We start from the raw sequence: 26,172 nt of genomic DNA, 5'->3' as shown, positions 1-26,172 counted from the left end.
TCTTGTATTTTAATCATTTATAATAAAAATATGATTTTTATTTATGGAGATGAAGAGTTTCTAATAGAAAATGAAATTGAAAAAATTAAAAACAAAAATGGTGACAAAAATTTTGAAATTTTCAGATTTTCTGATGGAGCTTCAATTGATGAATTTACCCATGTAATAAGCTCTAGTGATATATTTAATAGAGCAAGGTTATTTTTAGTTTACGATTTTCCATTTTTTGAACTAAAAAAACTATCAAAGGAAGATGAATTTTATTCATATGAAATAATTAAAGCTCTTAAAATACAAAGCAATGATACTTATGTCTTTATAAACAAAGAAATATCAGACAAAAATAAAATAAGTGCAAATAGCTTCACAAAATTTATTTTTGAAGACAAAGGGCATAGTACAAAGATGATTGAAGCAAAAAGCATAAGCAAAAAGGATATTTTTGTGATTATAAAATCTCTTGCAAGCAAATATAAAGTTAATATGGATGATAATGCAATAAATGCTTTAATCGATAAAACTCCTAATGATTTATTAATAATAGAACAAGAAATTAAAAAACTATCCATGCAAGGGAAGATCATAGATAGCGAAATCATTTTTGAAAGTGTTAGTGAATATTATAATAATGAAGATCAATTTGGATTTGTAAATTCACTTGAATCTAATGACTTAGCTTTGATTTGAACAAAATATAATGAAAAAATGATTGAGGGAGCAGAAATATCGCTTTTAATCGGTCAAATTAGTCAAGTTTTTATACTTGCTCATCAAATTTATGCATACAAAATAACTAATGAAGGTCTAGACAAGCTAGCTAAAGAGTTAAATATAAATAATTATAGAATAAAGAAAATTTCTTCATTTTTAAACAAAATAGGAATAATAAAAATTAAGAAAATGATTAAGTCTTTATCGTCGCTAGACCAAGAAATAAAAAACGGCAAAGTAAATGACAAAATCGGATTTGAAAGATTTTTAATTAAATATTTCAAGTAGTTTATAATAATATTGCATTGGCTAACAGCTACATTAACGTAGAGGAAAGTCCACGCTAGCACAATCTGAGATGATTGTAGTGTTCATGCTGATTCCAATAAAATCAGGCTTAGACGACTAGTGCCACAGAGACGAGAATTGTGAAACGCGGTAAACTCCATGAGCTAGAAACCCAAATTTTGGTAGGGGAACTTTTAAAAGATAAATGAATCTTAAAAAAAGAATCAAATTTACTTGATTAGATAAATTGTTAGCGCCATTTATGGTACAGAACGTGGCTTATAGATGCAAAATGTTTGTGCAAACAAGCATTTTTTTATTATTTGTTATTTTTTTATAAAAATTTGATAATATTTTTTATATATTTATTTTTAAATCAGATTAATCAAGTATTAGTTAAAAAATAATTAATTTGCTATTTAAAAATTATTTTTCCATTATAATAAAAAAGCTATTTATTGCAAGTTAACAAAGAAAAGGAGAATTCACATGAGACAAACTACAATCGTTAATCGCGAAAAAGCAAACAAAAAGTGATACGTTGTTGATGCTGAAGGTCAAGTTGTTGGTCGCCTAGCTGCTTTTGTGGCTTCTGTTTTAAGAGGTAAGACAAAGCCTACATTCACACCAAACGCTGACATGGGTGATTATGTTATTATTATTAATGCTGAAAAAGCTATCTTAACAGCTAAAAAAGAAGAAAACAAAATTTACTACCACCACTCAGGATATCCTGGCGGTCTTAAAAGCATCACAGCTGCTAAATTAAGAGTTAAGAAACCAACTGCTATTGTTCAAAAAGCAATATATGGTATGTTGCCACACACAAAACTTGGTAACAAACAACGTAAAAATTTATTTATAGTTGCTGGACCTGAACACAAATATGCTGCACAAAAACCAGAAAGGCTTGAGGTAAGATAATATGGCTAAGACAAATCAAACAATTGAATATCGTGGACTTGGTCGTCGTAAATCTTCAACAGCAAGAGTTATTTTGAGACCTGGTAATGGTAAATTTATCATCAACCAAAGAGAAGCAAAAGCATATTTATTATCAGACTTACACATTCAAGATGCTGAACAACCATTAGTTTTAACAGAAACAAAAGGTCAATTCGACATTATTGTTAACGTTCGTGGTGGTGGTCTTAAAGGACAAGCAGGAGCTATTCGCTTAGGTATTGCAAGAGCTTTATTATTAGCAAGTGATACATACAGAGCTAAATTAAAACCTGCAGGTATGTTAACTCGTGATGCACGTAGTGTTGAACGTAAAAAACCTGGTTTAAACAAAGCGCGTCGTGCACGTCAATTCTCAAAACGTTAATTTGTAAAAATATTAAATGTTTCATTTCGCCTAATATAATAATTAAGGCGAAAATTATGCGAGCGTAGCTCAGCTGGTTAGAGCACACGACTGATAATCGTGAGGTCGATGGTTCAAGTCCATTCGTTCGCACCATTTCACTTTATAAGTGTCTAATTAAGCTATTTCAATAGCTTATTTTTTTTATTTATTACGCCACAAAATAGGTTTATTAGTAAATTAAGTAAAAAAAATTATGTAAAAAATATATAATTAAAATTATGAATAAAGAAGTAAGAAAAGTTAGAAAGTTAATCATTCCTGCTGCAGGTTGAGGAACAAGATTTTTACCATTAACGAAAACTGTACATAAGGAACTAGTTCCTATATTAGATAGACCAATTATTGATTATTTAGTTAAAGAAGCTATTGAAGCAGGAATTGAAGAAGTTATTTTAATTATAAGCGAAAGAAAAAAAGACATAGCAAATTTCTTCAATGTTAATCAATCTCTTGAGGAAGAATTAAAATCCAAAAATAAAAAATCTCTTCTAGATACTGTCAAGTCAACAAACATACCTAATCTTATTAAAGTTGTTATCCAGCATGAGCAAAATGGATTGGGTCATGCTTTGTCAGTAGCTAAAGAAGCTATCGAAAATGAACCTTTTGCTGTAATTCTTGGGGACGACTTAATTAAATCAAAAACACCAGCAATCAAACAATTAATTGAATTTTATAATGAAACAGGATCAAACATTTTAGGTGTTCAATCTGTTGCAAATGAATATGTACATAAATATGGCATAGTAAATCCTATTGATAAAAATCAAAAAGATAATAAATATTTTGAAATAAATGGTGCAGTAGAAAAACCTAAGCTTGAAGATGCTCCAAGTAATAAAGCTATTCTGGGAAGATATGTATTTAATCCAGAAATTTTAGATATTTTAAGCAAGATTGAATACAATGGAAAAGATGAAATCCAAGTTGTTGATGCTTTCAATGATTTAATGAATAAATATAATCAAAAAATATATGCTTTTGAATTTGAAGGCACTAGATATGATCTAGGCTCAATTGAAGGCTTTGTAAAGGCAAACATCGATTATGCTCTTGAAAATAATGAAATAGGCTATAAAATAGATGAATACATAAAAAGCAAATAATTATAATAAAGCGAACTTTTTTAATAAGAAAATAGTTCGTTTTATTTTTTAAAATATAAAAAACTCGCATTAAAACGCAAGTTTTTTAATAGTTATTATTTATCTTATTTTGTAGCATCAATGAAAATTTTCATAGCTTCATTATCTGAAGCATTTAAGAAAGTGTCATATGCTTTCATCATATCAGAAAGATTAAATTTATGTGTAATTAAACCTGAGACAGGTAATTTTCCAGTAGACACTGCATTAATTAACATTGGAAGTGTATTTGTGTTAACAAGTCCTGTTGTAACAGTAATATTTTTAATTCATAAATCTTGAACGTTGAAATCAACTTTTTTGCCGTGAACGCCAACAACAGAAATGTTACCACCAGCCTTAACAATTTTTTGGCATGTATCTCATGTCTGTGGTATACCAACAGCTTCTATAGCAACATCAACACCATCTGTTCCAACAATTTCTTGTATTTTATCATACAATGCTGCATCTGGAACTAATGTGTGTGTTGCACCTAATTGTTTAGCCATTTCTAATCGGTTTGCATCAAAGTCTATAACAATAATTTGTGCAGGTGAGTATAATTGTGCTGTCAATAAGGCACCCATACCAACAGGTCCTGCACCAACAATAGCAACTGATTTACCTGGAGCGACATTTCCATATTGAACACCAATTTCATGCCCTGTTGGTAATGCATCTGATAGCATAACAGCTACCTCATCAGAAATTGTTTCTGGATATTTATACAAGCTATTGTCAGCAAATGGAACTCTAACAAATTCTGCTTGTGTACCATCAATCATGTAACCAAATTTTCATCCGCCTTCTTGTTCTCTACAATGTGAATAAAGTTGTCTTCTACAATTATCACATTTTCCGCATGGTGTTACACACCCTACTAAAACCTTGTCTCCAACTTTAACGTTTGAAACACTTGAGCCAATTTCTTCAACAACACCAATACCTTCATGTCCTAAAATTCTTCCATCAGCAACTTCCGGATTTTTACCCTTATAAATACCTAAATCAGTTCCACAAATTGTTGTTCTTGTAATTCTAACAATAGCGTCAGTTGGTTTTTGAATAACTGGCTTATCTACCATTTCAAGAGCAATATTATGTTCTCCATGATAAACTAAAGCTTTCATTTTCATATATGTACCTCTTTATTATTTATAATACAAATTTTGAATTAATCTTAATTAATACTAATAATTTTGATTAAAAATGGCAATTTTATTTGCCTACATTTATATTAACAAAAAACATATATTTTTTGTATAAAAAATATATTTATTGCTTATACTAAGCCAGCCATTTTATATTATTGCCAAAATTTTTGTTTTATTGTTTTGGTTAAAAAAACAATTTTTTTAAAATGTTAAAAATTTGATAATAATATAGAAAAACATTTCCATTTTTTAACAAATTCCATTAATCCATTATAATTAAAGAATATTTTTTATTTATAAGGAGGTTAAATTTGCAAACAAAGGAATCTTATATTGATAAATTCCAAAAAAATAAATTTGCTTATGGTATTTTTATTTGATTATTTATATCAATAGCTTATTTATTATTTATTGCTAACTGAGGTTTTGGTGGATACCTTGCTGGTAATGGCGTTGGTTCTACAACGGGCGGATATTTAGAATATTTTAAGATAAATGGCACAATTAAAAGTTTTCAATTTGTTAACCAAGCAACAAATTGAGCTATAACTATTGGTCGTGGTATTGGTTCTGTAGCTGTTGCATTATTGCTAGCTAAATTGTTCCACAAATATACAACCATTATTGCCCTTAGTTTAACATTATTTGGAATCCCAGCTCAATTTCTTCCAGGAGAAAATTGAGGATATGTATTATTCTTAATATTAAGAACATTTATGGCCATAGGTGGCACTATGATGATTATATTAACTCAACCTGTAGTGTCTAATTTCTTCAATAAGAAGCAAAAATCAGTAGTTTCACAATTTGGTATTTGATTCTATCCATTAGGTATAATTATTTCAGTATTTCCATATGTTGTTGCTCACTATTTACCACACACTGATAGTACTAAAATATTCATAATGGATAAATGACAATGAATATTAACTATTTTAGCAGCTTTAAATGCATTGCCATTATTGGTAATGATATTATTTGGATCTAGATTTGATGTTCCAGTAAAACAAGAGAACACCAACAATCAACCACAACAAAATGGTTTCAAAATTCTTGGTCAATATCTTAGAAAAAAAGCAACTTATTCATGAGTCCTTTTATATGGTGGATGACTATGTGCTGTAGTTTTACCAACAGCTTTATCACATACTATTTTTCCAGGAATAGCAACTCATGTTGGAAACATTGCAGGAGGTGGTAGACATATTATTAATGAATGATATCTTTCATTCTTAATACCAGTATTTATTGCTCCTCTTACTGTTGGTTTATGATCAAGGTATCATTTAAAACGTAAATGATACATTGGCACAATGCTTACAACAGGAATTGTTCTATATGTCTTGTCAATGCTTACATATGCATATGGTGTTGCTAAAGGAGATACTGCTTCGCGTGTATTTTTCTATATTTTAGGTTTCTTATCTGGATTATGCTTATGAGGTATTCAAGGTGTTATGTTAAATACCCCACACGAATACAAAGGTAGAGACGTTAAAGCTATAGGATGAATGTTTAGTTTAATTTGAGGTCTTGGTTTTATATTCTATACATTATCTCTTATTACAATATCACTAATTCCTTTAATAGCAGGTAATGATAAACAATATATATACATAATCATGTTCGTAATTTTAGTTGTTTCATCATTATTATCTCTTATTGGTGTATTTATGCTTAAAGAACCAGATCCTGAAGCAAAAACATTTCCATGATCAAAATCTAAAAATGACGCTTAAAACAGAAATTATTATTTCCTAAAATCACAAGTTCAAGGCATACAAACAATAAATGCATTTGAACTTTTTTTTATATAAAACTTATAGTAAAAAAACGTATATGCCTCATAAATAGAGCTATACGTTTTTTATATTTTGTAATGTTTGGTTATTTTTTAAAAATTTTATCTACAATTTTAGATCATTCATTAACTTGAGAATTTAAGTAATCAAATGCATTATCATAAAATGCATTAGACATTAAATCGATATCCATTTTTTTCAAAATTTCAAGAGGATAATCACTTCCGCCAGCGCTTAAAAACATTTCAATATATTTTTCTAAATAATTTACACCAGTTTTTTTATACATAGAATAGAAATAACACGCGACAAGATAGCCTATTGCATATTTATGAACATAAAAACCCATATAAAAATGAGGGATTGTTACAGAAGCTATTTGATCATCTTTATTGTATTTTTTAATTTTTTTAAAATAAGGTTTCATTGTATCATAATAAATTTTAGCCACAGAATCATAATTAGATGCAACCATATTATCATCAATTTTATTGTACAAATTATATTCATAATTAGCTCACATTGTTTGGGTAATTACTGTGCCAATAAAATTATCAATAGATTGACTTAAAATATAAAACTTTTCTTTATCATTTTTAGCATTTTTTATCAAATAATCATTAAGTAAAATTTCATTAAAAATTGATGCTATTTCCGCCAAAATTATCGGATATGATGCATTATGATAATCATTGTTTTTATCAGAATAATAAGAATGCATTGAATGCCCTAGTTCATGGACTAAGGCATTAATTGAGTCTAATTCTCCATCAAAATTCAACAAAATATACTTTTTTTCTATGCCATAAGTTCCGCCAATAGAATAAGCTCCGGATAATTTGTTTTTAACGCTCATGAAATCTATTCATTTTTCATTAAATGCTTTTTTAACCTGATCTATGTAATCTTTACCAAGGGGCTTTAAAGCTTCTAATACTATGTTTTTGGCTTCTTCAACTGTAAAAGTATTTTTGATTTTAACTATATTTCTATAAGAGTCATACTTAGGCCTATATTTTTCTTTGAACCTTTTTTCATAGGCATATTTGTATTTTTTTCTATATTTTGAAATTATGTTTTTTGTATTAGATACATTAAAAAATAGATTTTTTAATACTTCCTGATTAATTTTATCCTCATATATCAATGCATCAATAGAACTTTTGAAACCTCTTATTTTACTATTTACAGATATATTTTTAAAATTTTGCACAAGCATTGAAGCAAGCGATTCTTTGTGTTGTAATTTTGCATTTTTATACTTTAAAACAGCATTTTTACGCAAATACGCATCATTTGATTTAACTAATCTATTAAATGAAATAGGGTCTAAATTGTGTTTTCTTTTTTTAGAATCGCAAACTTTATCATATTTTTGTTCAGAGTCTGTAATTATGCTAAAAATTTCTTCTAAATTTATTTCACCAAAAGCACTTTTACTAATAAATTCTTCAACTTGGTCAGACAATTTATATTTAAATGAATCAATAATATCAAGAAGACCTCTTCTATATGTAAAAAGTCTTTTATCATTAATTCATAGTAAAATTTTGTCCTTATTTGCAAAAATTCTATTAGTTTCTGAACCCATTAAATTATTTATTTTTTCATTTATATTGTCAAACTTTAGCCCGAGTTCCTGAATTTGACTATCAACCAAATTTATATTTGACTTATTGCTTATATAATTACTTAATTTATTACTAATAATTCCTATTTTTTCACCTAATTTTAAACCTTCAATAAAGTTTTCTAAACTTTCATATTTAGAATCTTTAATTTCTACACTAAGCATCATTAATTCTTCATATTCTTTTAGTAAACTATCAAAACTTTTTCCATCAAGTATAGCTTCAATGTCTCATTTATACTTGTCTTCCACACTTTCATAATTTGGATATTGCTTCATGCTAAAACCCCACATATAAATTAATATTTATAAGTAATTATTATAGAAAAATAAAATTATTAATTTTAAAAATTTTTTATATAAAATTTATCATTATATTATGAACAAAAAAGATTTTGAATTGAGTAGAAAAACATTTAAATATATCATGTTAAATTTCAATGAGGACATTAATCCATCATTATCTTTTTTTGTTACTGAATATTCACAAAATTTATATGGAACAGCCTCCCAATTTGAATTGTTTAATTACTAAATTAATAATTAAAATACAAAAAAGGAGAACTATGATACAAAAGAAAGAAAAAAATAACGACATTATTGAACTAATTGACATAGTTAAAGAATTTGACGGCAAAAAAGTACTAGATAATGTTAATTTAAATATTGCAAAAGGAAACTTTGTAACCCTTTTAGGACCTTCTGGTAGTGGCAAGACTACAATTTTAAGACTTATAGCAGGTTTTGAAAAAGCTACCCGTGGAGAGATTAAATTTAATGGCCTTGATATCAAAGACTTACCTCCATATAAAAGAGATTTGTCAACAATTTTTCAAGATTATGCTCTTTTTAATCATTTAGATGTTGAAGGTAACATCAAATTTGGTTTGCCCCTTAAGAGAGTTCCTAAGGATGTTATTAATCCAAAATTTGAAAATATACTAATTCAAAAACAAAAAAAATGACAAGAATTAGCTAATAAAGAAATGGAAAAACTTGACAAATTGCAAGATCAATATATTGATGAAATGCAAAATCTTAAACCAAATACAATCTCTTATAAGAAAAGACAAAAGTGACTTGATAAGTCAGACTTTAATTATTCATATTGAGAAAACTATGTAAGCTTACAAACAGAAAAGTTTGAAAATAAATATTTAAAAAGAAAATTAACAAAATATGAAATTAATAATTTAGTTAAGGAATATGTAAAACTTGTTGGTTTAGAAGGCAGCGAGAAAAAAGCTATTAACGAACTTTCAGGTGGTATGAGACAGAGAGTTGCACTAGCTAGAAGCTTAATAATTGAGCCAAGCATTCTTTTACTTGATGAACCATTAAGTGCTTTAGATGCTAAAATTAGACAAAAAATGCAAGTTTTACTTAGAACTTTACAACAACAATTAGGTCTTACATTTATTTTTGTTACACATGATCAAGATGAAGCACTTGAGTTATCAGACATGGTCGCTATTATGCGTGATGGTAAAATTGAACAATATGACACTCCAAAAAATATTTATGACTACCCAGTTAATAAATGAGTAGCTTCATTTATTGGAGATTCAAATATTTATAATGGTATATTCAATGCTAAAGATTGTACAGTTGAATTCTTTGGAAAAAAATTCAAAACTGTACATGATGAAGATGAATTTAAAGATTTACAAGAGGTTGATGTTCTTATTAGACCCGAAGATATTGACATAATGATAGTTGACGAAGAAACCAATAAAAAAGTTAAAATCGGAAAAAAGAGCAAAGAAAAACTTCGTGGATCTATTACTGATATAGCTTACAGAGGCAGCTATTACTATTTAAAAGTACTACTTGATAATAGAGCAATTATTTACGTTGAAACAGCTAAAAAATTTGACATTGGTGATATTGTAGACCTTAGTTGAACAATTGATAGTATTCACATAATGAATAAGGATAAAAAATGGGACTACAAAAGTGATGAATTCAAGAACTAGTTTTAAAAACCATTTAAATAAAAGAATTTTATTTTTAACTCCTTATTTCTCAATTTTACTTCTATTAGTTGTTTTACCTATAGTATTAATTTTTGTAAATGCATTTTCAAATATAACTAATCCAAACTTTGATTCTTTAGAGTTAGTTAAAGATCAAAAAACATGAGTTAAAATTTTTAGAAGCTTAGTTATTGGTGTTGCTTCTGCATTTATATGCTTACTAATTGCTTTTCCATATTCATTTTTTGTAGCTAGAGCAAAAAGTAAAATTATGCCAATTTATGCTTTAAGCCTTATGTTCAGCCCGCTAATAATTTTTACAATTGCAAAAATTTATGCAATTAGAGGTTTCTTTCTAAGTATTGTTTCTACTGAAAATAACTTAAATGCTTTATGATTTATGATTTTTGGTTTAACTTACTTAAATCTTCCATATATGGTCATGCCCCTTTACTCTGTTTTTAGAGATATGCCAAATAATATTATTGAAGCATCTAATGATCTTGGATATGGACCAATTAAAACTATGTTTAAAATTATTGTTCCATATAGTTCAAAAGCTATAATAAGTGGACTCGGGATTATATTTTTAGCTAGTGCAACAACATTTGTTATAAGTGATAAATTATTACCTGATGGATCACAATTACAAACAATTGGAGCAGTAATTAATTCTTATACAAACCCTTCAAACCAATTTGAAGTGGCTGCCGGAACAAACTTAGTTATAGTAGTATCAGTAATTTTTATAGGAACATATTCACTTATAAATTTCCTTCCAAAATTAATGATAAGAAAAACAAGAGGGGTAAAAAAATATGAATAAATTTTTTGGTTGACTAAAAGGCATTTATATTCATTTAATATTATTAATTTTTTACATTCCTTTATTCTTTGCTGTAGTATTTAGTTTCAATCAGCCAAGCACAAAAGGATTTATCAGAACAAGTTGAAATGGCTTTACATTAGACAACTGAAAAACGGCCCTTGAAAACGGTAGAGAATCTGCACTTCTTAACTCAGTTATTGTAGCTTTTTTTGTTTCGATTTTTGTTGTTCTTATCTCACTAATAACATGTTATGGACTTTGAAATCAAAAAAATAAAAGAGTTACTAAAGCTGTACTAGGTTCAAATAATATTCCATTGATAAATCCAGATAATATAACAGCAATAGGACTCGCTTTGTTATTTACACTTATGTTTGGCACTCTTTCAAATAGTAAAGAAGGTCTTATCAGAGGTATTGTTGGGCACACAATTATGGCGCTACCATATGGAATAACATTGATGTTCCCAAGAAATGAAAAATTTAATGCTTCCTTACTAGAAGCTGCTCAAGACTTAGGATACAACAAAATAAGAGCTTGATTTAAGACTTATTTTATTCATATGCTTCCTTCAAGTATTTTCACTGCATTAGTTGCTGCTTTCTTAAGTTTTGACGACTTTATTATTATGCGTACTGTTTCAAATACATCTACACTTGGGACAAAACTATATGAAGGTGAATTTAGATCATGAGGGCTTGTAATTGGTGCAACTCTATTAATTATTGTGCTTGTATCAAATATCATTTACATTTGCTATAAAACTATAAAAATTAAAAAATATAATTCTAAAATTAAAAAACTTCAAAAAGATAACAATGATGAAGAATCTATGATAAAAACTAACATTATAAATCTCGGAGGTAACTATGTCTCTGAAAAATAATAAAAGTAAAAAAGGCTCTAAAAAATCAATATTTTCCAAAAAAATTTTATATAGCTCTATTGCATTAGCTTCAGTTATCGGTGTAAGTACAGCAATTTCAATTAAGTACACACATTTTAAATTTAAGCCTGTTTTCTGAAACTATCAGTCATATATGAACGAATATTCAATTAATAAACTTAGTAAAAACTTTGAATATAAGGAATTCTCGGTTCTTAATGACTTTACTCAAGCAATTTTAACTCATAAAGCAGCTGGTGGTATAGGTAGTGACAACCAAGCAGCAAAGTTGATTATCAATGAAAATATTGGAAAATCACATTTAAGAAAATTTACCGACAAAGACTTTAAAACAATCTTTAAAGGAAAATGAAATTCAGAATTATCAAGAAAAGAAAACTTAAAAAATAACTATACAAAGTTAGTCTTGGAACATCTCGAATCATATGATAAATATTTTGAAGATCTACCTGTTTATGACGAATTTGGCAAAATAATAGAAAACAAAAAACAAAAAGATTTGCTTGATGATGATCCAAAAAAAATACATTTATATGACTATTTCATTCCATACTTTTCACAAGATATGGTTATAGCTTATAACCCATTAAAACTTGATAAATATAAAAATTATTACAAGAGTCCTGGTCAAAACTTGCCTGAGCCTGATCCTGAAAAACCTAATGAACTTCCAGAATACTTAAAAAAATATGAAGAAGGTGTCAACCCATATTTTAGAAAAGTACATAGTGGTCTTGAACATCAAATTAATAAAAAAATTATTGAAATAGTTAATGATGAAAATAAAAATTTCAAAGAGAATCAAGAAGGTAAAATTCAAAAACATATACCTATGATTGATGCTCTAAAGTTAATGAGAAATCCTTTTGGTCAAAATAATGAAACAGATTCATTTCATTATTTTGAATACACGGATGCAGTAAGAGATAATATGATTTATGGTTCTTCATATAGACTTAATACAAAATCAGGTAGATATGAACCGGAACCTACTGGAAAAGCTGTTGTTATTGAAGAAACAAACATAACAAATAGAAAAGTTGAAACTGACATATATCCTGCTTTAATAGATCAATTCGTCAAAATGTTTAAAGATGGAACAAGTTATGATATAAAAAATACTAAGCATGTTAAAACATCTGGAAATGGACAAGAATTGCTAAATACATTAATTGATCCAGAAAAAAATACTAATGTTGGTATTATTTATAATGGAGATGCTTTAGATGCATTTTATGCAAGAGATAATATTTTAAATTCAGATACTCCTGATGGGGCAATAAGATTTATTAGGCCTTCTATAAACCTATTACTTGTTGATGGTTTAATAATTGCTTCTGATACCAAAGATGATGTTGTTGAAAAATTGCTTGAAATAGCTAGCAAAACATTTTATGCTGGTGTTGATAAAGAAGTTAGTGAGTGGAAAGAAAAAGTTTCAAAACTTATTGATAGTCAAGGAACTGAAAAAGAAAAAGATGATACCAATAAAGAAATTGGTGCATACTTAAATTATGACTTTATTAGATATACTCCAGCATTCAAAAACTTCTACCAATATATTTTAGAAAATGAATTTTCTAAAGAAGCATTTGAAAAATTATATCCTGGTTTTAGTGATGAATTTGTTGAATATCAGAGAGCATATGCTACAAATCTTTACAAAATTGATGAAGAATATGATTTTATTGGTTTTAAACCAAACCCAAATAATCCAAATGACAAAGATTTAAAAGAAATAAAACCTTTTAAATACCACGTCAAACATCTTGCAATCGCACCTGTATCTAATAGAATACAAACAAAAATTAATATTTATTATGATTCAAAATTAAAAAATTAAATATTTATTTTTAAAAATATAATGTTTTAAATTTAAAATTAAAAAATAATTTAACTTTTAATTTTTCAAAATAAATAATTAAATATATATTTTTATAAATTAATTTTTGCTTTATAATTTAAATACTATTTTTAATTCAATATACAATATAGGATTGAACAAGGAGGAATCAGATGGCTGTTGTTCCAAAGCGTAAAACTTCTAAGCAACGTAAACATAAAAGACGTACACATGACGCGTTAACAATTCAAAACCTAATTTCTTGCAAAAATTGTTCACAAATGATACAACAACACCGTGTTTGCGCATTTTGTGGATTTTATAAAGGCAAAAAAGTTGAAGGATATAGAAGTTTAGACTTGCGTAGTCAATAAATAATAAAAATTAATAAAAACTGGGTTCCCAGTTTTTTATTTTTTTTAAAAAAATACTCTTAAATATTTCAAAATACTTATTTTTTTTGTTTATTTTTTTAAAATATAAAAAACACAAAAGAGGTAAAAATGAACAAGAGTAAAATCAATGTCTATAGTGAATATACTAAGTTGAAAGAAGTTTTGGTTCATACGCCTGGAGATGAAATAAGAAGAATATCTCCAAATAGACTTGATGAATTGCTTTTTTCGGCTATTTTAGAACCAAATACAGCAATTTCAGAACATAAAAACTTTTGCAAAATTTTAAAAAATAATGGTGTTAAAGTTATACAACTTACTGACTTAGTTGCACAAACATATAAAATTTCTTCTAAAAAAAATAGAGAGTTGTTTATTGAAAGATGACTTAATGAATCTGAACCAAAATTAAAATCAAGGTTTAGACCAATTATTAAAAACTATCTTAGTAAAATAGAAAAAGTATCTATAAAGAAAATGATAAAAACTATGATGGCAGGAATCCATAAACGTGAAATTAATGTTGAATGCGATAGAGATTTAATAATAGACCCAATGCCTAATTTGTATTTCACAAGAGATCCTTTTGCATCAATTGGAAATGGAATAGCACTACATCATATGAAATATGTTGTGAGACAGAGAGAAACTCTTTTTTCTGAATTTATATTTGATAATAATCCCAAGTACTCTTCAACTCCTCGTTTTTTTAACCGAGATGATATTGGAAAAATTGAAGGTGGTGATGTTTTTGTCTATAACTCTAAAACGTTAGTAATTGGTGTTAGTGAAAGAACCAACAAGGAAGCAATAAATGTTATTGCTAAAAAAATTAAAGAAAATAAAGAAGCTAAGTTTGAAAAAATTTTTGCAATAAATGTGCCAGCAATGCCAAATTTAATGCACTTAGACACATGAATAACTATGATAGATAGTAATAAATTCTTGTATTCTCCTAACATGTTATCAGTTCTAAAAGTTTGAGAAATTGACTTAAAAAAAGAAATTATAGAGTGGAAAGAAATCGATGGTTCTTTGCAAGAAATTCTTGAATTAATAATTGGCAAAAAACCTATATTAATTCCTATTGCAGGGCATAATGCTAGTCAATTGGAAATTGATATTGAAACTCACTTTGATGGCTCAAATTATTTAGCTATTGCCCCAAGTGTTGTTATTGGATATTCAAGAAACTATCTTACCGAAAAAGCTCTTAAAAAAGCAAAAGTTAAGGTTTTGCCTCTGGATGGAAATCAGTTATCACTAGGTATGGGTTCTGCAAGATGTATGTCAATGCCCCTTCTAAGAGAAGATATAAAATAATTCGAAAGCATATTGATCTATAAATAAACTTGATATATAAATTCTTATAATTCAAAAAGCAATTGATTTTTGCTTTTTGAATTTTTTATTTATGTTCGCATGAAGAACTGTAAAAAAATTTCATACAAAGTTTTGTTTTTTACTTATTAGAATTAAGGAATATTATTATTTTATGTATAATTAATTTATTATATTACTTATTTATAAGTAAATTTTACAAGATGGAGTATTAACTATGAAAGAATTACACGTTACAATTATCGATCCTATTGGATTACATGCAAGACCAGCAAGTTTTATAACAGCTGAAGCTTCAAAATACAAATGTGACATACTAATTACAAACGATAGATCAAATCGTACTGCAAATTTAAAATCACTAATGAATGTTTTAACACTTGGGGTTAAAAAAGGTGATAGTGTAACAATTAAATTTAACGGCGATGATGAAGAAATCGCTGCGGCAAGTATTGAAAAATCACTTGTAGAAAACAAAATTTCTGAATAGTAGCTCGTCATTGTAGAGAGGAACTACAATGAACTTTTATAAATATTTAGCCAAAAAAATATCATTCACCTTTTTAGGTGTTTTTCTTATTTTAACTTTATTTTACATAATATTAGCTCCATTATTAGCTGACAAAAATTTGAATGATAAGCCTTTAATTGTCAATTATTTTTACTTTATTGGCTCTATTTTCACTGGATTTGGAGAAATATACAATTCTTCTTCATTTTCTAATGCTCAAGATTATTTCTTTTATTACTTTAAATATAGCTTATTATTTGAAACAATTGCTTTTTCACTTTCACTATTATTAGGTTATTTAACTGGAGTATTTTTGGCATACAAAAATGGTAAATTGTCCGATGCTGTAATAAGTTTAATAATTTTTATAATTGCGTCAATTCCTGCTTTTATTATTGCTCCCCTTATGCTTCTACTAGCAGAAGTAAATGACATTCCAGTTAATTTTGTAACGCCTAATGTTTTAAACACTGGATACATGTTCTTATCTTTATTGCTCCCTATATCAATATTATTAATAACATCTGTTTCTTTTTTTGCTGTTATTGTCAAAAACGCAACAGTTAATATACTAAGGAAAGATTTTATTAATATTCAAAAAGCTAATGGACAAAGCTCAGCATCTATTTTTTGAAAATCAATATTTAAAAATTTGATCATAGATACTATAAATAAATTGAATTCATTGCTTATTATTATTATAAGTTTTGCATTAATTCTTGAAAGAATATTCCAAATACCAGGTCAAAGTCTAATATTTATGTCTATATTTAACTCTGGTGAAATAAACGTAATAATGTGCTTAATTTTTTTCAAAGTATTAACCATTTTGGTTATTTCATTCTTCTGTGAAGTTATATATGACGTATTAAAAGTAGATAATAACTATAACTTCTCATACAAAATTTTATACAGAAGTAAAAAACAGGAGTTGACAGATGAATAATAATTTTTCATTAGCTAAAAAAAGATCACCTCTTGCGCCAATTTCAAACTATAAAAGTCCTTTTTCATTGTACATAAAAAGATTTTTTAATTCTAAAATTAATTGATTATGGCTAGGGCTTTTTCTTGGAGTTGTTCTTTCATTAATTATCATGCAAATAATTACGATTTTTCAAGGTTATTCAGCTTCTAAACCTGTTTTTGACAGTGAACTAGCAGTTTCACTTCCAAATTATAACAACCCAATAATTTCAAAAAGATTTGAATATGATGATGAACTATTTAAGTTAATTCAAAAAACTCATGAGTTGAAACCGCAATATCAAATAATTAATAAAATAACCCCTAGTTCTGATATTAAAATAGTAGAATATAATCCTTATGCTTTTATAGAGGCAATTTCTGGAAAAAAATATGTTTTATTTTTTGGCACAAATGCCAATAAAATAGACAGATTTGTATTTTACATACATTCTTTAAGTATATCAATAGGTATATCATTATTAGCAATTTTAATTCAATGATTATTAGGTACATTTATAGGAACAGTCATAGGATTTTATTCTCGAAAAAATTTTGGTAAAGTTGGCTATAGTATCTTTAGCGCATTAAATATTTTCCCATTCTTAATTATTTGTTTGATATTATTCAATGCTTTTGGCTATAGTCACCTGAATGCTATTGTGATTTTTAGTTTTTTTGGATCAGTAAACTTTTTTTATATTTCTTACTCAAACACATTAAATCTCAAAAACAAAGATTATATTTATGCCTATATAGCTTCTGGCGCTAGTCAAAAATGAATACTATTCAATGTTATTTTTCGTGAAAATTTATGGCTAAATATCACTATTTTTGCCGATAATTTGTCATTAAACATTCTTGTTTTAGGTTCATTAGCATTTCTTAAAGTTAAAAATATAGATCAAAATTTGAATATTGGTGCTGTCTTCAATGACATAATAGCAGACTTAAATAATAAAAGTTATATTTTATTTGTATCAATTTTCACAAGTACATTAATTATTTCATTTAAATTGTTTAGTTTATCGCTTTATCAAGCCTCTGTAATTGGCCAATAGAAAGGAATTTATAAATGAATAAAAAATTATTATTTTTGAGTCCATTAAATTTATTTATTCCTACTTTATCTTTAAGTAGCTGCAATATTTTAGAAGCTAGAGACAAAAGAGAATATATCAAATCAATAAACTCTCCAAATTATATAAAAAGTGGAATTGTCAATAACAATGGTTTTATATCCAATGATAATGATTCGCTTTTAAGCGCTCCATTAATTCGCTTTAAAACAGAGGGCAGAGCTCGTTTTGATAAATTAAACAAAAAGTTTTTTGATACAACAAGTAAAAGTCTGGAATTTAATTTAGCAAAAGAAATAATAATCAATAAATTAAATGGTGAAAAGGTGATTTATAATAAAGATTATGTCACACCTTTTAACTCACCAAGTCCAAACGGCATAAATAGAGCTTATACTAATCAACAAAATAATATTAATAATCCTCAATTTTTAAAAGATTTATCAGAAGCAAAGAACATTGAATTTAAGCTTAAAGAGAATATTTATTTTGTAGACAAAAAAGCCAATAAAACAGACCTTTTAGTAAATCAAGAACATTATAAAAACTCTTATCTATATAAAGATAATATAATTATTCTCAATAAATTATTAAAAGAACATGGCCTTTTTGAAATTGATTTAAATAATCCATTGAAATTTACCCTACAAGATAGTGAAAATAATAAATTCACTGATTTTGTAACAAATGTTATAACAACAAATTTGATTTTCAATCCTCTTTATTCAAAAGAACCAAATGAAAAAGAACTTTTATTTGCAAGCCCTTATGTTTTAAATAAAAATTTAATTGATAGTGCAGAATATATTAAAAATAATCACTATGCAATATCGAAATTTGCAGAAGACACTATAAATATAAACAAAGTAATATTAAAATTTAATCCTGTTCCTATAGATTTAGCAACTTATAGACTACAAATATTTAATGCATTTAGACAAAATTTAATTTCTGAAGCCGACTTCAATTTGTTTAATATTTCTCAAAAAAATGAAATTAATAATTTTCCTAAAATTTATGGTTTAAATTTTACAATTAATAAACCTCAAAATACCAACACTAATGAATATTTTATAAATCTTAATATTCATAAAGCTAAAAATAAAAAATTTAATGATGCATTTTCTATGCTTGTTTTTGGTGAATATGATAAAAATTTATCCCAAGAAAATGTCCAAAACATCTATAAAAAAGAATCTTTTTCATTTTTTAACTTATTACATAATTTATGAAACCAATATACTGGAATTAAAATCTTAGGTTATCAAAAATATTGAAATTCATTCATGCCTCAAAGCATGTTTTTTGACACTCCATATAATAAAAAAATAATGCTTTATGAATCAATAGATGACATTAATGAAATAAATATTGATTATTTTAATAAAGATGCAAATAGATTTGAAACAGATAGAACAAATTTTATTGACTATGGCAAAAAACAAGGTTTACAAAGTTCTGCATATAGTGATGACAAAATTATAGATATATCTAAACAAATAAAAGGCTTAAACTATGAAAAATATAAAAAATTAATTAAAGAAATCCTTGATGATTTTTATGAAAAAAATAAAAATCTTATAGGAAAAAAGATAGAATGAGTTATTCCTGTTTATTCACAAAAATCTATAAAAGTAAATGAATTTTATGATAGATTGATAAATATTATTAAACAAGTGGATAATAGATTGAATCCAAGTTTTGAATATGCAAACAAAAATGATAATTCTTATATATATAGCCACAACACTTATACATTAACTAATAACTCTTTTGCTGAAAATATTATGGCTCTATTATCGCTGGAAAATCATTCAATTTTGAAGAATATAGCTTTTTTTATCAAAAATTATAAAAATTCAGATTTAAAACCAAACTATTATAATCATATTGATAAGCTTGATAAAATCATTTCTAGTTTAATTGGAGAAAAATATATAGATCAAATTATAAATTTAATCAATAGTGACAATATTTTTAAAATTTTATTAGAAAAAAATAAAATAGAGTACTTTGATATAAGAAAAAAAATAATTAAAACAATTAACAAATTAAATAAAAATGAACAATTTCAGATACTAAAAGCTGTTGATAATTTACTTTTTATTAGACAAAATGAAACTGCATACTTATTTGCTAATGAATATGAAAAAATTATTGTTCAACATTTTTATAATAAACCTTTAAATGACTTGGGTTTTACTTACTATCAAGATATACAAGTGTTTTCTTAAAAAAGGAGAAATATGCCTGTTGGAATTATTGCTGAATACAATCCTTTTCATAACGGTCATATAAAACAATTAAATTGAATAAAGGAAAAATTTCCTAATGAAAAAATTATTGTTATCATGACCAATAAAGTCACTCAACGTGGAGAGCTGGCTGTTTCTTCTTTTAGATTAAGAAAAAAAATTGCTAAAAAATATGGGGTTTCAAAAGTAATTAAATTATCTTTTGAGGAATCAACTCAAGCTGCGCACATTTTTGCTAATAATGCTATTTTAAAACTTTATAAAAAAGGCAAAATTGATAAATTAGTGTTTGGTTCAGAATCTAATAATGTGGAAAACATGATAAATATTGCCAAAATTTTAGTGAATAATGAAAAAAGTTATTTTGCAAAAGTAAGGGAATTCCAAAAAAGAGACAAGATAAGTTATCCAAAAGCATCTGCCTTAGCAATTAAGGAATTATCGGGCACAAATTTTGAAATGCCTAATGATATTTTAGGATTTGAATATATTAAAGCTATAGTAAGACATAATTTACCTATAAAGCCTTATTCTATTAAGAGGAATGTTGATTTTCACTCATTAGAAACTAATGAAAATTACGCATCAGCAACCTTACTAAGAAAGCTAATTTATAGCGGTAAAAGTATTTTAAATTATTCTCCTTTAACATTTAAAAAAATCCCAAAACAAATGGGAGATTTTTATCATAAGCTTCAGAAAAAAATAATTAAATACAAAGACAAAATTAAAAAAATACCTGTTGTTTCTGAAGGAATTGAAAACTTATTAGCAAAAAACATACATATGCCAACATATGATCTTTTTATAGAATCTTGTACATCTAAGAGATATACTAAATCTCGTATAAAAAGAATTTTGGCTTGAATTTTATATAAACTATAAATTTTTAATTAAAAAACTTGCCTATGCAAGTTTAATTTCATCATTATTTTCAGTTATATAATTTAAGTAAATTTTAGAATACTGATTAAGAATTGATAAGTATTCTTGTGTTTTTTCACTAATTTTTTTAGTTGTATTTTCAGATAATTCTTTAATTTTATTTAATAATGTTTCATGATGCGCTTTAATACTTTTAACCACATCATTTTCACTATTATTACTATTATCAGTAACTATTTTACCTATAAATTGAGCTAATTTTTCAGTGATAATACTTTTTAAAACGTAAAGAGATGTTCTTTCTATTTGATCATTTATTTTTTTCTCTTTTTGATCAGTTGCATTTTCATCACTATTTATTTTATCCGCTTCTGTGATAAAACTTTTAATGTAATTGTCATGCTCAGACATATATTTAGCAAAAACGATCATTAATTTATATCCATTAAGGCTATCATCTTTAACAGCAGTTTCTATATCTGTAAATAATTTAATAAAAACTTCTTTAGCTTTTGGATATTTGTTGTCTTTAAATAACTCATTTATTTTTCCAAGAAAACTATTTTTTTCATTTTCGTAGTTTTTTGCAAATTCTATTTTTTTTCCTAATTTAGAACCAATTCTTCTTAAATTCTCTAAACCTTTTCTAATACCTTCATTAACTAGTTGATATTTCTCTATTGGATCATTATTTTGAGAAGAAATGCTATCAATATGTCCTTCAGCCTCAGTTTTATATTTTAAAAATTCTGCCTTAAGTTCTTCATTTTCAGATAATTTAGGTTCTAATTTTTGAGCCTCTTCTTGAAATTCCCTTGATAAACTTTCGTATTCCTTTCTTGCTTTCTCTAATTCATCACCTTTATTTTCTGAAGTTGATGGTTTGTTGTCCATATTATTTATTTCATTTTGTGATCCTTTTTCATCTGGAGTAATAGTTTGTTTATCTTTAGAATTTAAAATATCTGACTTATTAACTTCTTTATTTTCTTTTTGTGGATCTGAACCATCGTTGTCTTTTTTATTATTACATGCAGACAACACAACTGCTAAGGATAATGATGGAACAACTAATAACTTTTTTAAAAATTTGATCTTCATTTTTAACCTCCGAATGACAAATTGAATATTAAAATAATAGTACTAAAATTCTTTATGCATAAAAAAATGTTTTTATGTTAAAATTAGAAAGCAATATTTAATTGCAGAAGTAGATTAAATTCTCACCTGATGGCCATAGCCTTGGGTTCTAGCTACAATTAAAATATCTTTGATACTTTTTTGTAGATAGGAGTGATTTAAATCACTTTATTTTATTGTTTTATCAAACTATCTAAGGAGTTATTATTCAAAACATAAGAAAAATAAAAAAGCCTGAACAAGAACATATGATTAATGAAAACATTCCTTTTCAAAAAGTGTTTTTGATTGGTGCTAATGGTGAAAAAATTGGTGTTAAAAATACTTATGAAGCTATTACAATAGCTAAGGAAGAAAAAATGGATCTTGTTTTGATAGCTGTTGATCCCAAACCTATTGCAAGAGTTCTTGATTATGGTAAATTTAAATACGAACGTAAAAAGAAACAAAAAATAGCTAAAGAAAAACAAACAGTAATTCAAAACCGCCAAATCAGACTTACTGTTATGATTGGTGAACACGATCTTAAAACTAAAGCACGTAAGGCATTAGAATTTTTACTAGATGGAGATAGAGTAAAAGTTAGCTTGAAATTTAGAGGTAGAGAAGTTACAAGACCTGAACTAGGTCACTCTGTAATGAATAGATTTTATGCTCTAGTAGAAAATGTAGCTGACAAAACTAAGGAACCAGAAATTGTTGGTGAGCGTTTTCTTGATATGTCTCTTCAACCTAACAAAGTAAAAGTTAATAAATATAAAAAAGAACATAACTTAGTGGATAAAAAATCTGATAGTCAAGATGATATTTCGAACCAAGACACAGAAGGAGGCACAGATGCCAAAGATGAAAACTAAAAGTGCTCTTAAGAAAAGAATTAAAGTAACAGCAACTGGAAAAATTATGCGTGAACAAGCTTATCGTTCACATTTAGCTCAAAACAAAACTACAAAACAAAAACGCCAAGCCCGTAAATCAGTTCAAATGCATGTATCTGATTTAAAAAGATTCAAGGCTTTAATTTAATAAGAAGGTATAAAAAATGAGAGTAAAAGGTGGAACTGTTACAAGAGCTAGAAGAAAGAAATGACTAAAACTAGCTAAAGGTTACTGAGGACATAAATCAGTAGGATATAAAGTTGCTAAACAAGCTGTTGTTAAATCTTGAACATATGGTTTTAGAGACCGTAAACAAGTTAAACGTGATTATAGAAAACTTTGAATAGCTCGTATTAATGCAGCTACAAGAGAAGAAGGTGTTTCTTACTCAAGATTTATTGAAGGTCTTAAAAAAGCAAATATCACAATCAACAGAAAAATGCTTTCAGAATTAGCTATTAATGAACCTAAAGTATTTTCTGAACTTGTTGCTATAGCAAGAGATGCAAAATAATTTAATATTAAGCACATATATGTGTGCTTTTTATTTTAACGCTATGAAAAAGGCAAATATGAATAAAAACTCAGGCTGTCTGAGTTTTTAAATTAGTTTTTTGTATCTTTACATTTTTATTATTTTAAATTAATAAAAAATGTTGCCAAAGCAACATTTAATATTATTTTTTAAGAGTTCATTTTCAACTTTTGATTTCAGGAATGTCTGTTCCATATTCTTTAATATATTGTTTATGGTAGGCAATTTTTTCTTCCATTTCTCTAACTAATTTTTCAGCTGCTTCTGAGCCAACTGTTTTTTCAATAGCTTTAACACCATCAATAGTTAAATGGAATCTGTCCATATCACTTAACAAACGAATGTCAAATGATGTTGTAATATCTCCATTTTCTCTATAACCATGAGCGATTAAATTTCTGTTTGTACGTGAGAAGAAAATATCTCTTAAAATACTTTCATATCCATGGAACGCAAACAATACAGGTTTATCTTTTGTAAATATTGCATCAAATTCAGCATCTGTTAAACCTCTTGGATCTATGCTTGGATGTCTTAATTTAAGTAAATCAAGAACATTCACATATCTAATTTTAAGAGTTGGAAATGCTTCACGTAAGTACATAACTGTAGCAAGTGATTCAATTGTAGATTCTGTACCTGAAGCAGCAATAACTAAATCAGGTTCTTCATTAGGCTTACATGTTGATGCTCATTCTATTACTTTAAGACCTTTATCAACAAGTTCTTGAGCTTCATCCATAGTAAAGAATTGTTCTCTTGGTTGTTTTGAAGAAATTATTAAATTAATAACATTTCTTTCTTTGAATGCTTTATCCATTGTTGCTAGTAATGTATTTGTATCAGCTGGTAAATATTCTCTAATTAATTCTGGTCTCTTGTCTGCAAGGTGTCCAATAAGACCTGGATCTTGGTGTGTATAACCATTATGATCTTGTTGGAATGCATTTGATGTTGCAATAACATTAAGTGATGGATAATCATTTCTTCAAGGAATATCAAGAGCTTTTTTAACTCATTTCATGTGTTGTGTAAGCATTGAATCTACTACTCTTAAGAATGATTCATATGAAGCGAACACACCATGACGACCTGTTAAAACATATCCTTCAAGCATTCCTTCTGCTTGATGTTCAGATAATTGTGAATCTATAATTCTACCCACTGGTGATAATGATTCATCAAATTTAGGATCAATTCTGTCTAATCATTGACGGTTTGTTACTTTAAACATTTCATAAAGTCTATTTGATTTATGTTCATCTGGTCCTCAAACTCTAAAGTTTGTTGGATTAAGATTACTCAATCCACCTAAATATTTACCTAAAGTAACCATATCTTGATTTATAACTGTACCTGGTTCATTAAAATCAATACCAAATTCTCTTCAGTTTCCTGTATTCATTAATTTAGGATTAATTCCGCCATTTGCAATTGGATTCATACCCATTCTTCTATTGCCTTTAGGCGCAATTTCAGCAATTTCAGGAACTAGTTGGCCGTCTTTTGTAAATAATTCTTCTGGTTTGTATGATTTTAATCATGCAATTAGTTGATCAATATCATTCATATTTCCAGCAGAAACATTAATAGGAACTTGGTGTGCTCTAAAACTACCTTCAATAGCCTCACCATTTGATGAATTAGCTGGACCTGTTCAACCTTTTGGTGATTTTAATACAATCATAGGTCATACTGGTCTTGTAGCATTTTCTGCGCCAACTTTTCTAGCTTCTTCTTGATTTTTTCTAATCATTTCTATAGAAGCATCCATTGCCTTAGCCATTTCTTCATGCATGTATTCATGATCTCAACCTTCAACGATAAATGGTTTTCAGCCAGCACCTGTAAAGTATTGTGTAATTTCTTCATTTGTTCTACGTGATCAAATTGTTGGATTTGAAATTTTACCACCGTTTACGTGAAGAATCGGTAAAACAGCACCATCATTTGCAGGATTAATGAAAGAATTAATAAATCAACCTGCTGATAGAGGGCCAGTTTCTGATTCGCCATCACCAATAACTGTAGCAGCAATAACATCTGGATTATCTAAAATAGCACCAGCAGCATGTGAAAGAGAATAACCTAATTCACCACCTTCATGGATAGAACCTGGACATTCAGGAGCAGCATGACTTGCAGTACCACCTGGGAATGAGAAGTATTTAAATAAATGAGCCATACCTTTTTCATCACGTGTTACATGTGGAAATAATTCAGTGTATGTTCCATCAAGATATGTATTTGAAGCAATAACTTGACCACCATGGCCAGGACCACTAATGAAAAACATATTTGCATCATATTTATTAATAACTCTATTTAAGTGTGCATAAATAAAGTTTTGACCTGGACATGTTCCTCAGTGCCCAATTGGATAAACTTTAACATCATCTGAAACTAATGGTCTATTTAAAAGTGGGTTATTTCTCAAGTACATTTGACCTACAGATAAATAGTTAGCTGCTCTTCATCAAGCATCAACTTTTTTTAAATATTCTTTGGTGTCAAAAGTTTTTTTCATTTTTTCTCCTTAATTATCAA

Annotated in this window: 24 protein-coding genes, 1 tRNA gene and 1 other RNA gene; 22 read left to right on the top strand and 4 right to left on the bottom strand. The window is 27.1% G+C overall.

The window, feature by feature from the left end:
• Positions 1 to 30 precede the first annotated feature (30 nt).
• From holA to JS510_RS00810, 6 genes are all read left to right on the top strand, one after another.
• Positions 31 to 999, top strand: coding sequence for a DNA polymerase III subunit delta (gene holA / locus JS510_RS00835; RefSeq protein ID WP_205517487.1), 969 nt, complete (start codon positions 31 to 33; stop codon positions 997 to 999).
• A 13-nt stretch (positions 1,000 to 1,012) separates the two neighbouring features.
• Positions 1,013 to 1,286, top strand: an RNA gene (gene rnpB / locus JS510_RS00830) — RNase P RNA component class B.
• A gap of 202 nt (positions 1,287 to 1,488) precedes the next feature.
• Positions 1,489 to 1,923: a 50S ribosomal protein L13 gene (gene rplM / locus JS510_RS00825; protein WP_205517486.1), complete on the top strand. Its 435-nt coding sequence runs from the start codon at positions 1,489 to 1,491 to the stop codon at positions 1,921 to 1,923.
• Position 1,924: 1 nt separating this feature from the next.
• Positions 1,925 to 2,329, top strand: coding sequence for a 30S ribosomal protein S9 (gene rpsI / locus JS510_RS00820; RefSeq protein WP_205517485.1), 405 nt, complete (start codon positions 1,925 to 1,927; stop codon positions 2,327 to 2,329).
• Positions 2,330 to 2,387: 58 nt separating this feature from the next.
• Positions 2,388 to 2,464, top strand: a tRNA-Ile gene (locus JS510_RS00815).
• A gap of 125 nt (positions 2,465 to 2,589) precedes the next feature.
• Positions 2,590 to 3,477 carry a UTP--glucose-1-phosphate uridylyltransferase gene (locus JS510_RS00810; RefSeq protein WP_205517484.1) on the top strand — a complete coding sequence of 296 codons (888 nt, stop codon included), beginning with the start codon at positions 2,590 to 2,592 and terminating at the stop codon, positions 3,475 to 3,477.
• A gap of 104 nt (positions 3,478 to 3,581) precedes the next feature.
• Here JS510_RS00810 and JS510_RS00805 read toward each other — a convergent pair whose 3' ends face one another.
• A complete protein-coding gene (locus JS510_RS00805; protein ID WP_223659095.1) occupies positions 3,582 to 4,634 on the bottom strand; it encodes a zinc-dependent alcohol dehydrogenase family protein in 1,053 nt (350 codons plus the stop codon).
• Positions 4,635 to 5,053: 419 nt separating this feature from the next.
• Between JS510_RS00805 and JS510_RS00800 the strand changes: the two genes are divergently transcribed.
• Positions 5,054 to 6,391 (top strand): hexose phosphate transporter, encoded by a 1,338-nt coding sequence (locus JS510_RS00800; RefSeq protein WP_205517647.1) that lies wholly within the window; start codon positions 5,054 to 5,056, stop codon positions 6,389 to 6,391.
• Between the two features lie 148 nt (positions 6,392 to 6,539).
• Here JS510_RS00800 and pepF read toward each other — a convergent pair whose 3' ends face one another.
• Positions 6,540 to 8,363: an oligoendopeptidase F gene (gene pepF, locus JS510_RS00795; RefSeq protein ID WP_205517483.1), complete on the bottom strand. Its 1,824-nt coding sequence runs from the start codon at positions 8,361 to 8,363 to the stop codon at positions 6,540 to 6,542.
• A 100-nt stretch (positions 8,364 to 8,463) separates the two neighbouring features.
• On the opposite strand from pepF, the gene JS510_RS00790 reads away from it, so the two are divergent.
• The 12 genes from JS510_RS00790 to JS510_RS00735 all read left to right on the top strand — a co-directional run bounded on the left by JS510_RS00790 (position 8,464) and on the right by JS510_RS00735 (position 21,071).
• Complete coding sequence (locus tag JS510_RS00790; protein WP_205517482.1) at positions 8,464 to 8,619, top strand: hypothetical protein; 156 nt, start codon at positions 8,464 to 8,466, stop codon at positions 8,617 to 8,619.
• Between the two features lie 31 nt (positions 8,620 to 8,650).
• Positions 8,651 to 10,060, top strand: a complete 1,410-nt coding sequence (locus JS510_RS00785; protein ID WP_205517481.1) for an ABC transporter ATP-binding protein — start codon at positions 8,651 to 8,653, stop codon at positions 10,058 to 10,060.
• The gene (locus JS510_RS00780) at positions 10,044 to 10,886 is read left to right on the top strand and encodes an ABC transporter permease (protein ID WP_205517646.1); all 843 of its coding nucleotides are present in this window, start codon (positions 10,044 to 10,046) and stop codon (positions 10,884 to 10,886) included. The genes JS510_RS00785 and JS510_RS00780 overlap by 17 nt, the downstream gene beginning before the upstream one ends.
• A complete protein-coding gene (locus JS510_RS00775; RefSeq protein ID WP_205517480.1) occupies positions 10,879 to 11,775 on the top strand; it encodes an ABC transporter permease in 897 nt (298 codons plus the stop codon). The genes JS510_RS00780 and JS510_RS00775 overlap by 8 nt, the downstream gene beginning before the upstream one ends.
• Positions 11,759 to 13,639, top strand: coding sequence for a hypothetical protein (locus JS510_RS00770; RefSeq protein ID WP_223656061.1), 1,881 nt, complete (start codon positions 11,759 to 11,761; stop codon positions 13,637 to 13,639). Before JS510_RS00775 ends, JS510_RS00770 begins: the two co-directional genes overlap by 17 nt.
• 173 nt (positions 13,640 to 13,812) lie before the next feature.
• A complete protein-coding gene (gene rpmF, locus JS510_RS00765) occupies positions 13,813 to 14,013 on the top strand; it encodes a 50S ribosomal protein L32 (RefSeq protein ID WP_205517479.1) in 201 nt (66 codons plus the stop codon).
• 129 nt (positions 14,014 to 14,142) lie between these two features.
• Complete coding sequence (locus tag JS510_RS00760) at positions 14,143 to 15,357, top strand: arginine deiminase family protein (RefSeq protein ID WP_205517478.1); 1,215 nt, start codon at positions 14,143 to 14,145, stop codon at positions 15,355 to 15,357.
• 235 nt (positions 15,358 to 15,592) lie between these two features.
• Positions 15,593 to 15,865, top strand: a complete 273-nt coding sequence (locus JS510_RS00755) for an HPr family phosphocarrier protein (protein ID WP_205517477.1) — start codon at positions 15,593 to 15,595, stop codon at positions 15,863 to 15,865.
• A 28-nt stretch (positions 15,866 to 15,893) separates the two neighbouring features.
• The gene (locus JS510_RS00750) at positions 15,894 to 16,832 is read left to right on the top strand and encodes an ABC transporter permease subunit (RefSeq protein WP_205517476.1); all 939 of its coding nucleotides are present in this window, start codon (positions 15,894 to 15,896) and stop codon (positions 16,830 to 16,832) included.
• Positions 16,825 to 17,913, top strand: coding sequence for an ABC transporter permease subunit (locus JS510_RS00745; RefSeq protein WP_205517475.1), 1,089 nt, complete (start codon positions 16,825 to 16,827; stop codon positions 17,911 to 17,913). The genes JS510_RS00750 and JS510_RS00745 overlap by 8 nt, the downstream gene beginning before the upstream one ends.
• Before the next feature lie 14 nt (positions 17,914 to 17,927).
• On the top strand, positions 17,928 to 20,165 hold the full coding sequence (locus JS510_RS00740) for an OppA family ABC transporter substrate-binding lipoprotein (RefSeq protein ID WP_205517474.1): 2,238 nt from the start codon (positions 17,928 to 17,930) through the stop codon (positions 20,163 to 20,165).
• A gap of 12 nt (positions 20,166 to 20,177) precedes the next feature.
• On the top strand, positions 20,178 to 21,071 hold the full coding sequence (locus tag JS510_RS00735) for a nucleotidyltransferase (protein ID WP_205517473.1): 894 nt from the start codon (positions 20,178 to 20,180) through the stop codon (positions 21,069 to 21,071).
• Positions 21,072 to 21,092: 21 nt separating this feature from the next.
• Here the strand turns inward: JS510_RS00735 and JS510_RS00730 are convergent, their stop codons facing one another.
• Positions 21,093 to 22,172 carry a hypothetical protein gene (locus JS510_RS00730; protein ID WP_205517472.1) on the bottom strand — a complete coding sequence of 360 codons (1,080 nt, stop codon included), beginning with the start codon at positions 22,170 to 22,172 and terminating at the stop codon, positions 21,093 to 21,095.
• A gap of 287 nt (positions 22,173 to 22,459) precedes the next feature.
• Here JS510_RS00730 and infC point away from each other — a divergent pair, with 287 nt between their 5' ends.
• From infC to rplT, 3 genes are read left to right on the top strand one after another with little or no spacing between them, the layout of a single operon-like run.
• Positions 22,460 to 23,068, top strand: coding sequence for a translation initiation factor IF-3 (gene infC, locus JS510_RS00725; protein WP_205517471.1), 609 nt, complete (start codon positions 22,460 to 22,462; stop codon positions 23,066 to 23,068).
• Entirely contained in the window at positions 23,049 to 23,237 is a 189-nt protein-coding gene (gene rpmI / locus JS510_RS00720; protein WP_205517470.1) for a 50S ribosomal protein L35, read from the top strand. Before infC ends, rpmI begins: the two co-directional genes overlap by 20 nt.
• Positions 23,238 to 23,253: 16 nt before the next feature.
• A complete protein-coding gene (gene rplT / locus JS510_RS00715; protein ID WP_205517469.1) occupies positions 23,254 to 23,604 on the top strand; it encodes a 50S ribosomal protein L20 in 351 nt (116 codons plus the stop codon).
• Between the two features lie 163 nt (positions 23,605 to 23,767).
• On the opposite strand, the gene JS510_RS00710 is transcribed toward rplT, so the two are convergent.
• Positions 23,768 to 26,152 carry a phosphoketolase family protein gene (locus JS510_RS00710; RefSeq protein WP_205517468.1) on the bottom strand — a complete coding sequence of 795 codons (2,385 nt, stop codon included), beginning with the start codon at positions 26,150 to 26,152 and terminating at the stop codon, positions 23,768 to 23,770.
• Positions 26,153 to 26,172: the final 20 nt, after the last annotated feature.

It is taken from the genome of Mycoplasma tauri (assembly GCF_016925555.1).
Classification (GTDB): Bacteria; Bacillota_I; Bacilli_A; order Mycoplasmatales; family Metamycoplasmataceae; genus Mycoplasmopsis; species Mycoplasmopsis tauri.
This window is presented reverse-complemented; position numbering and strand designations above follow the sequence as displayed.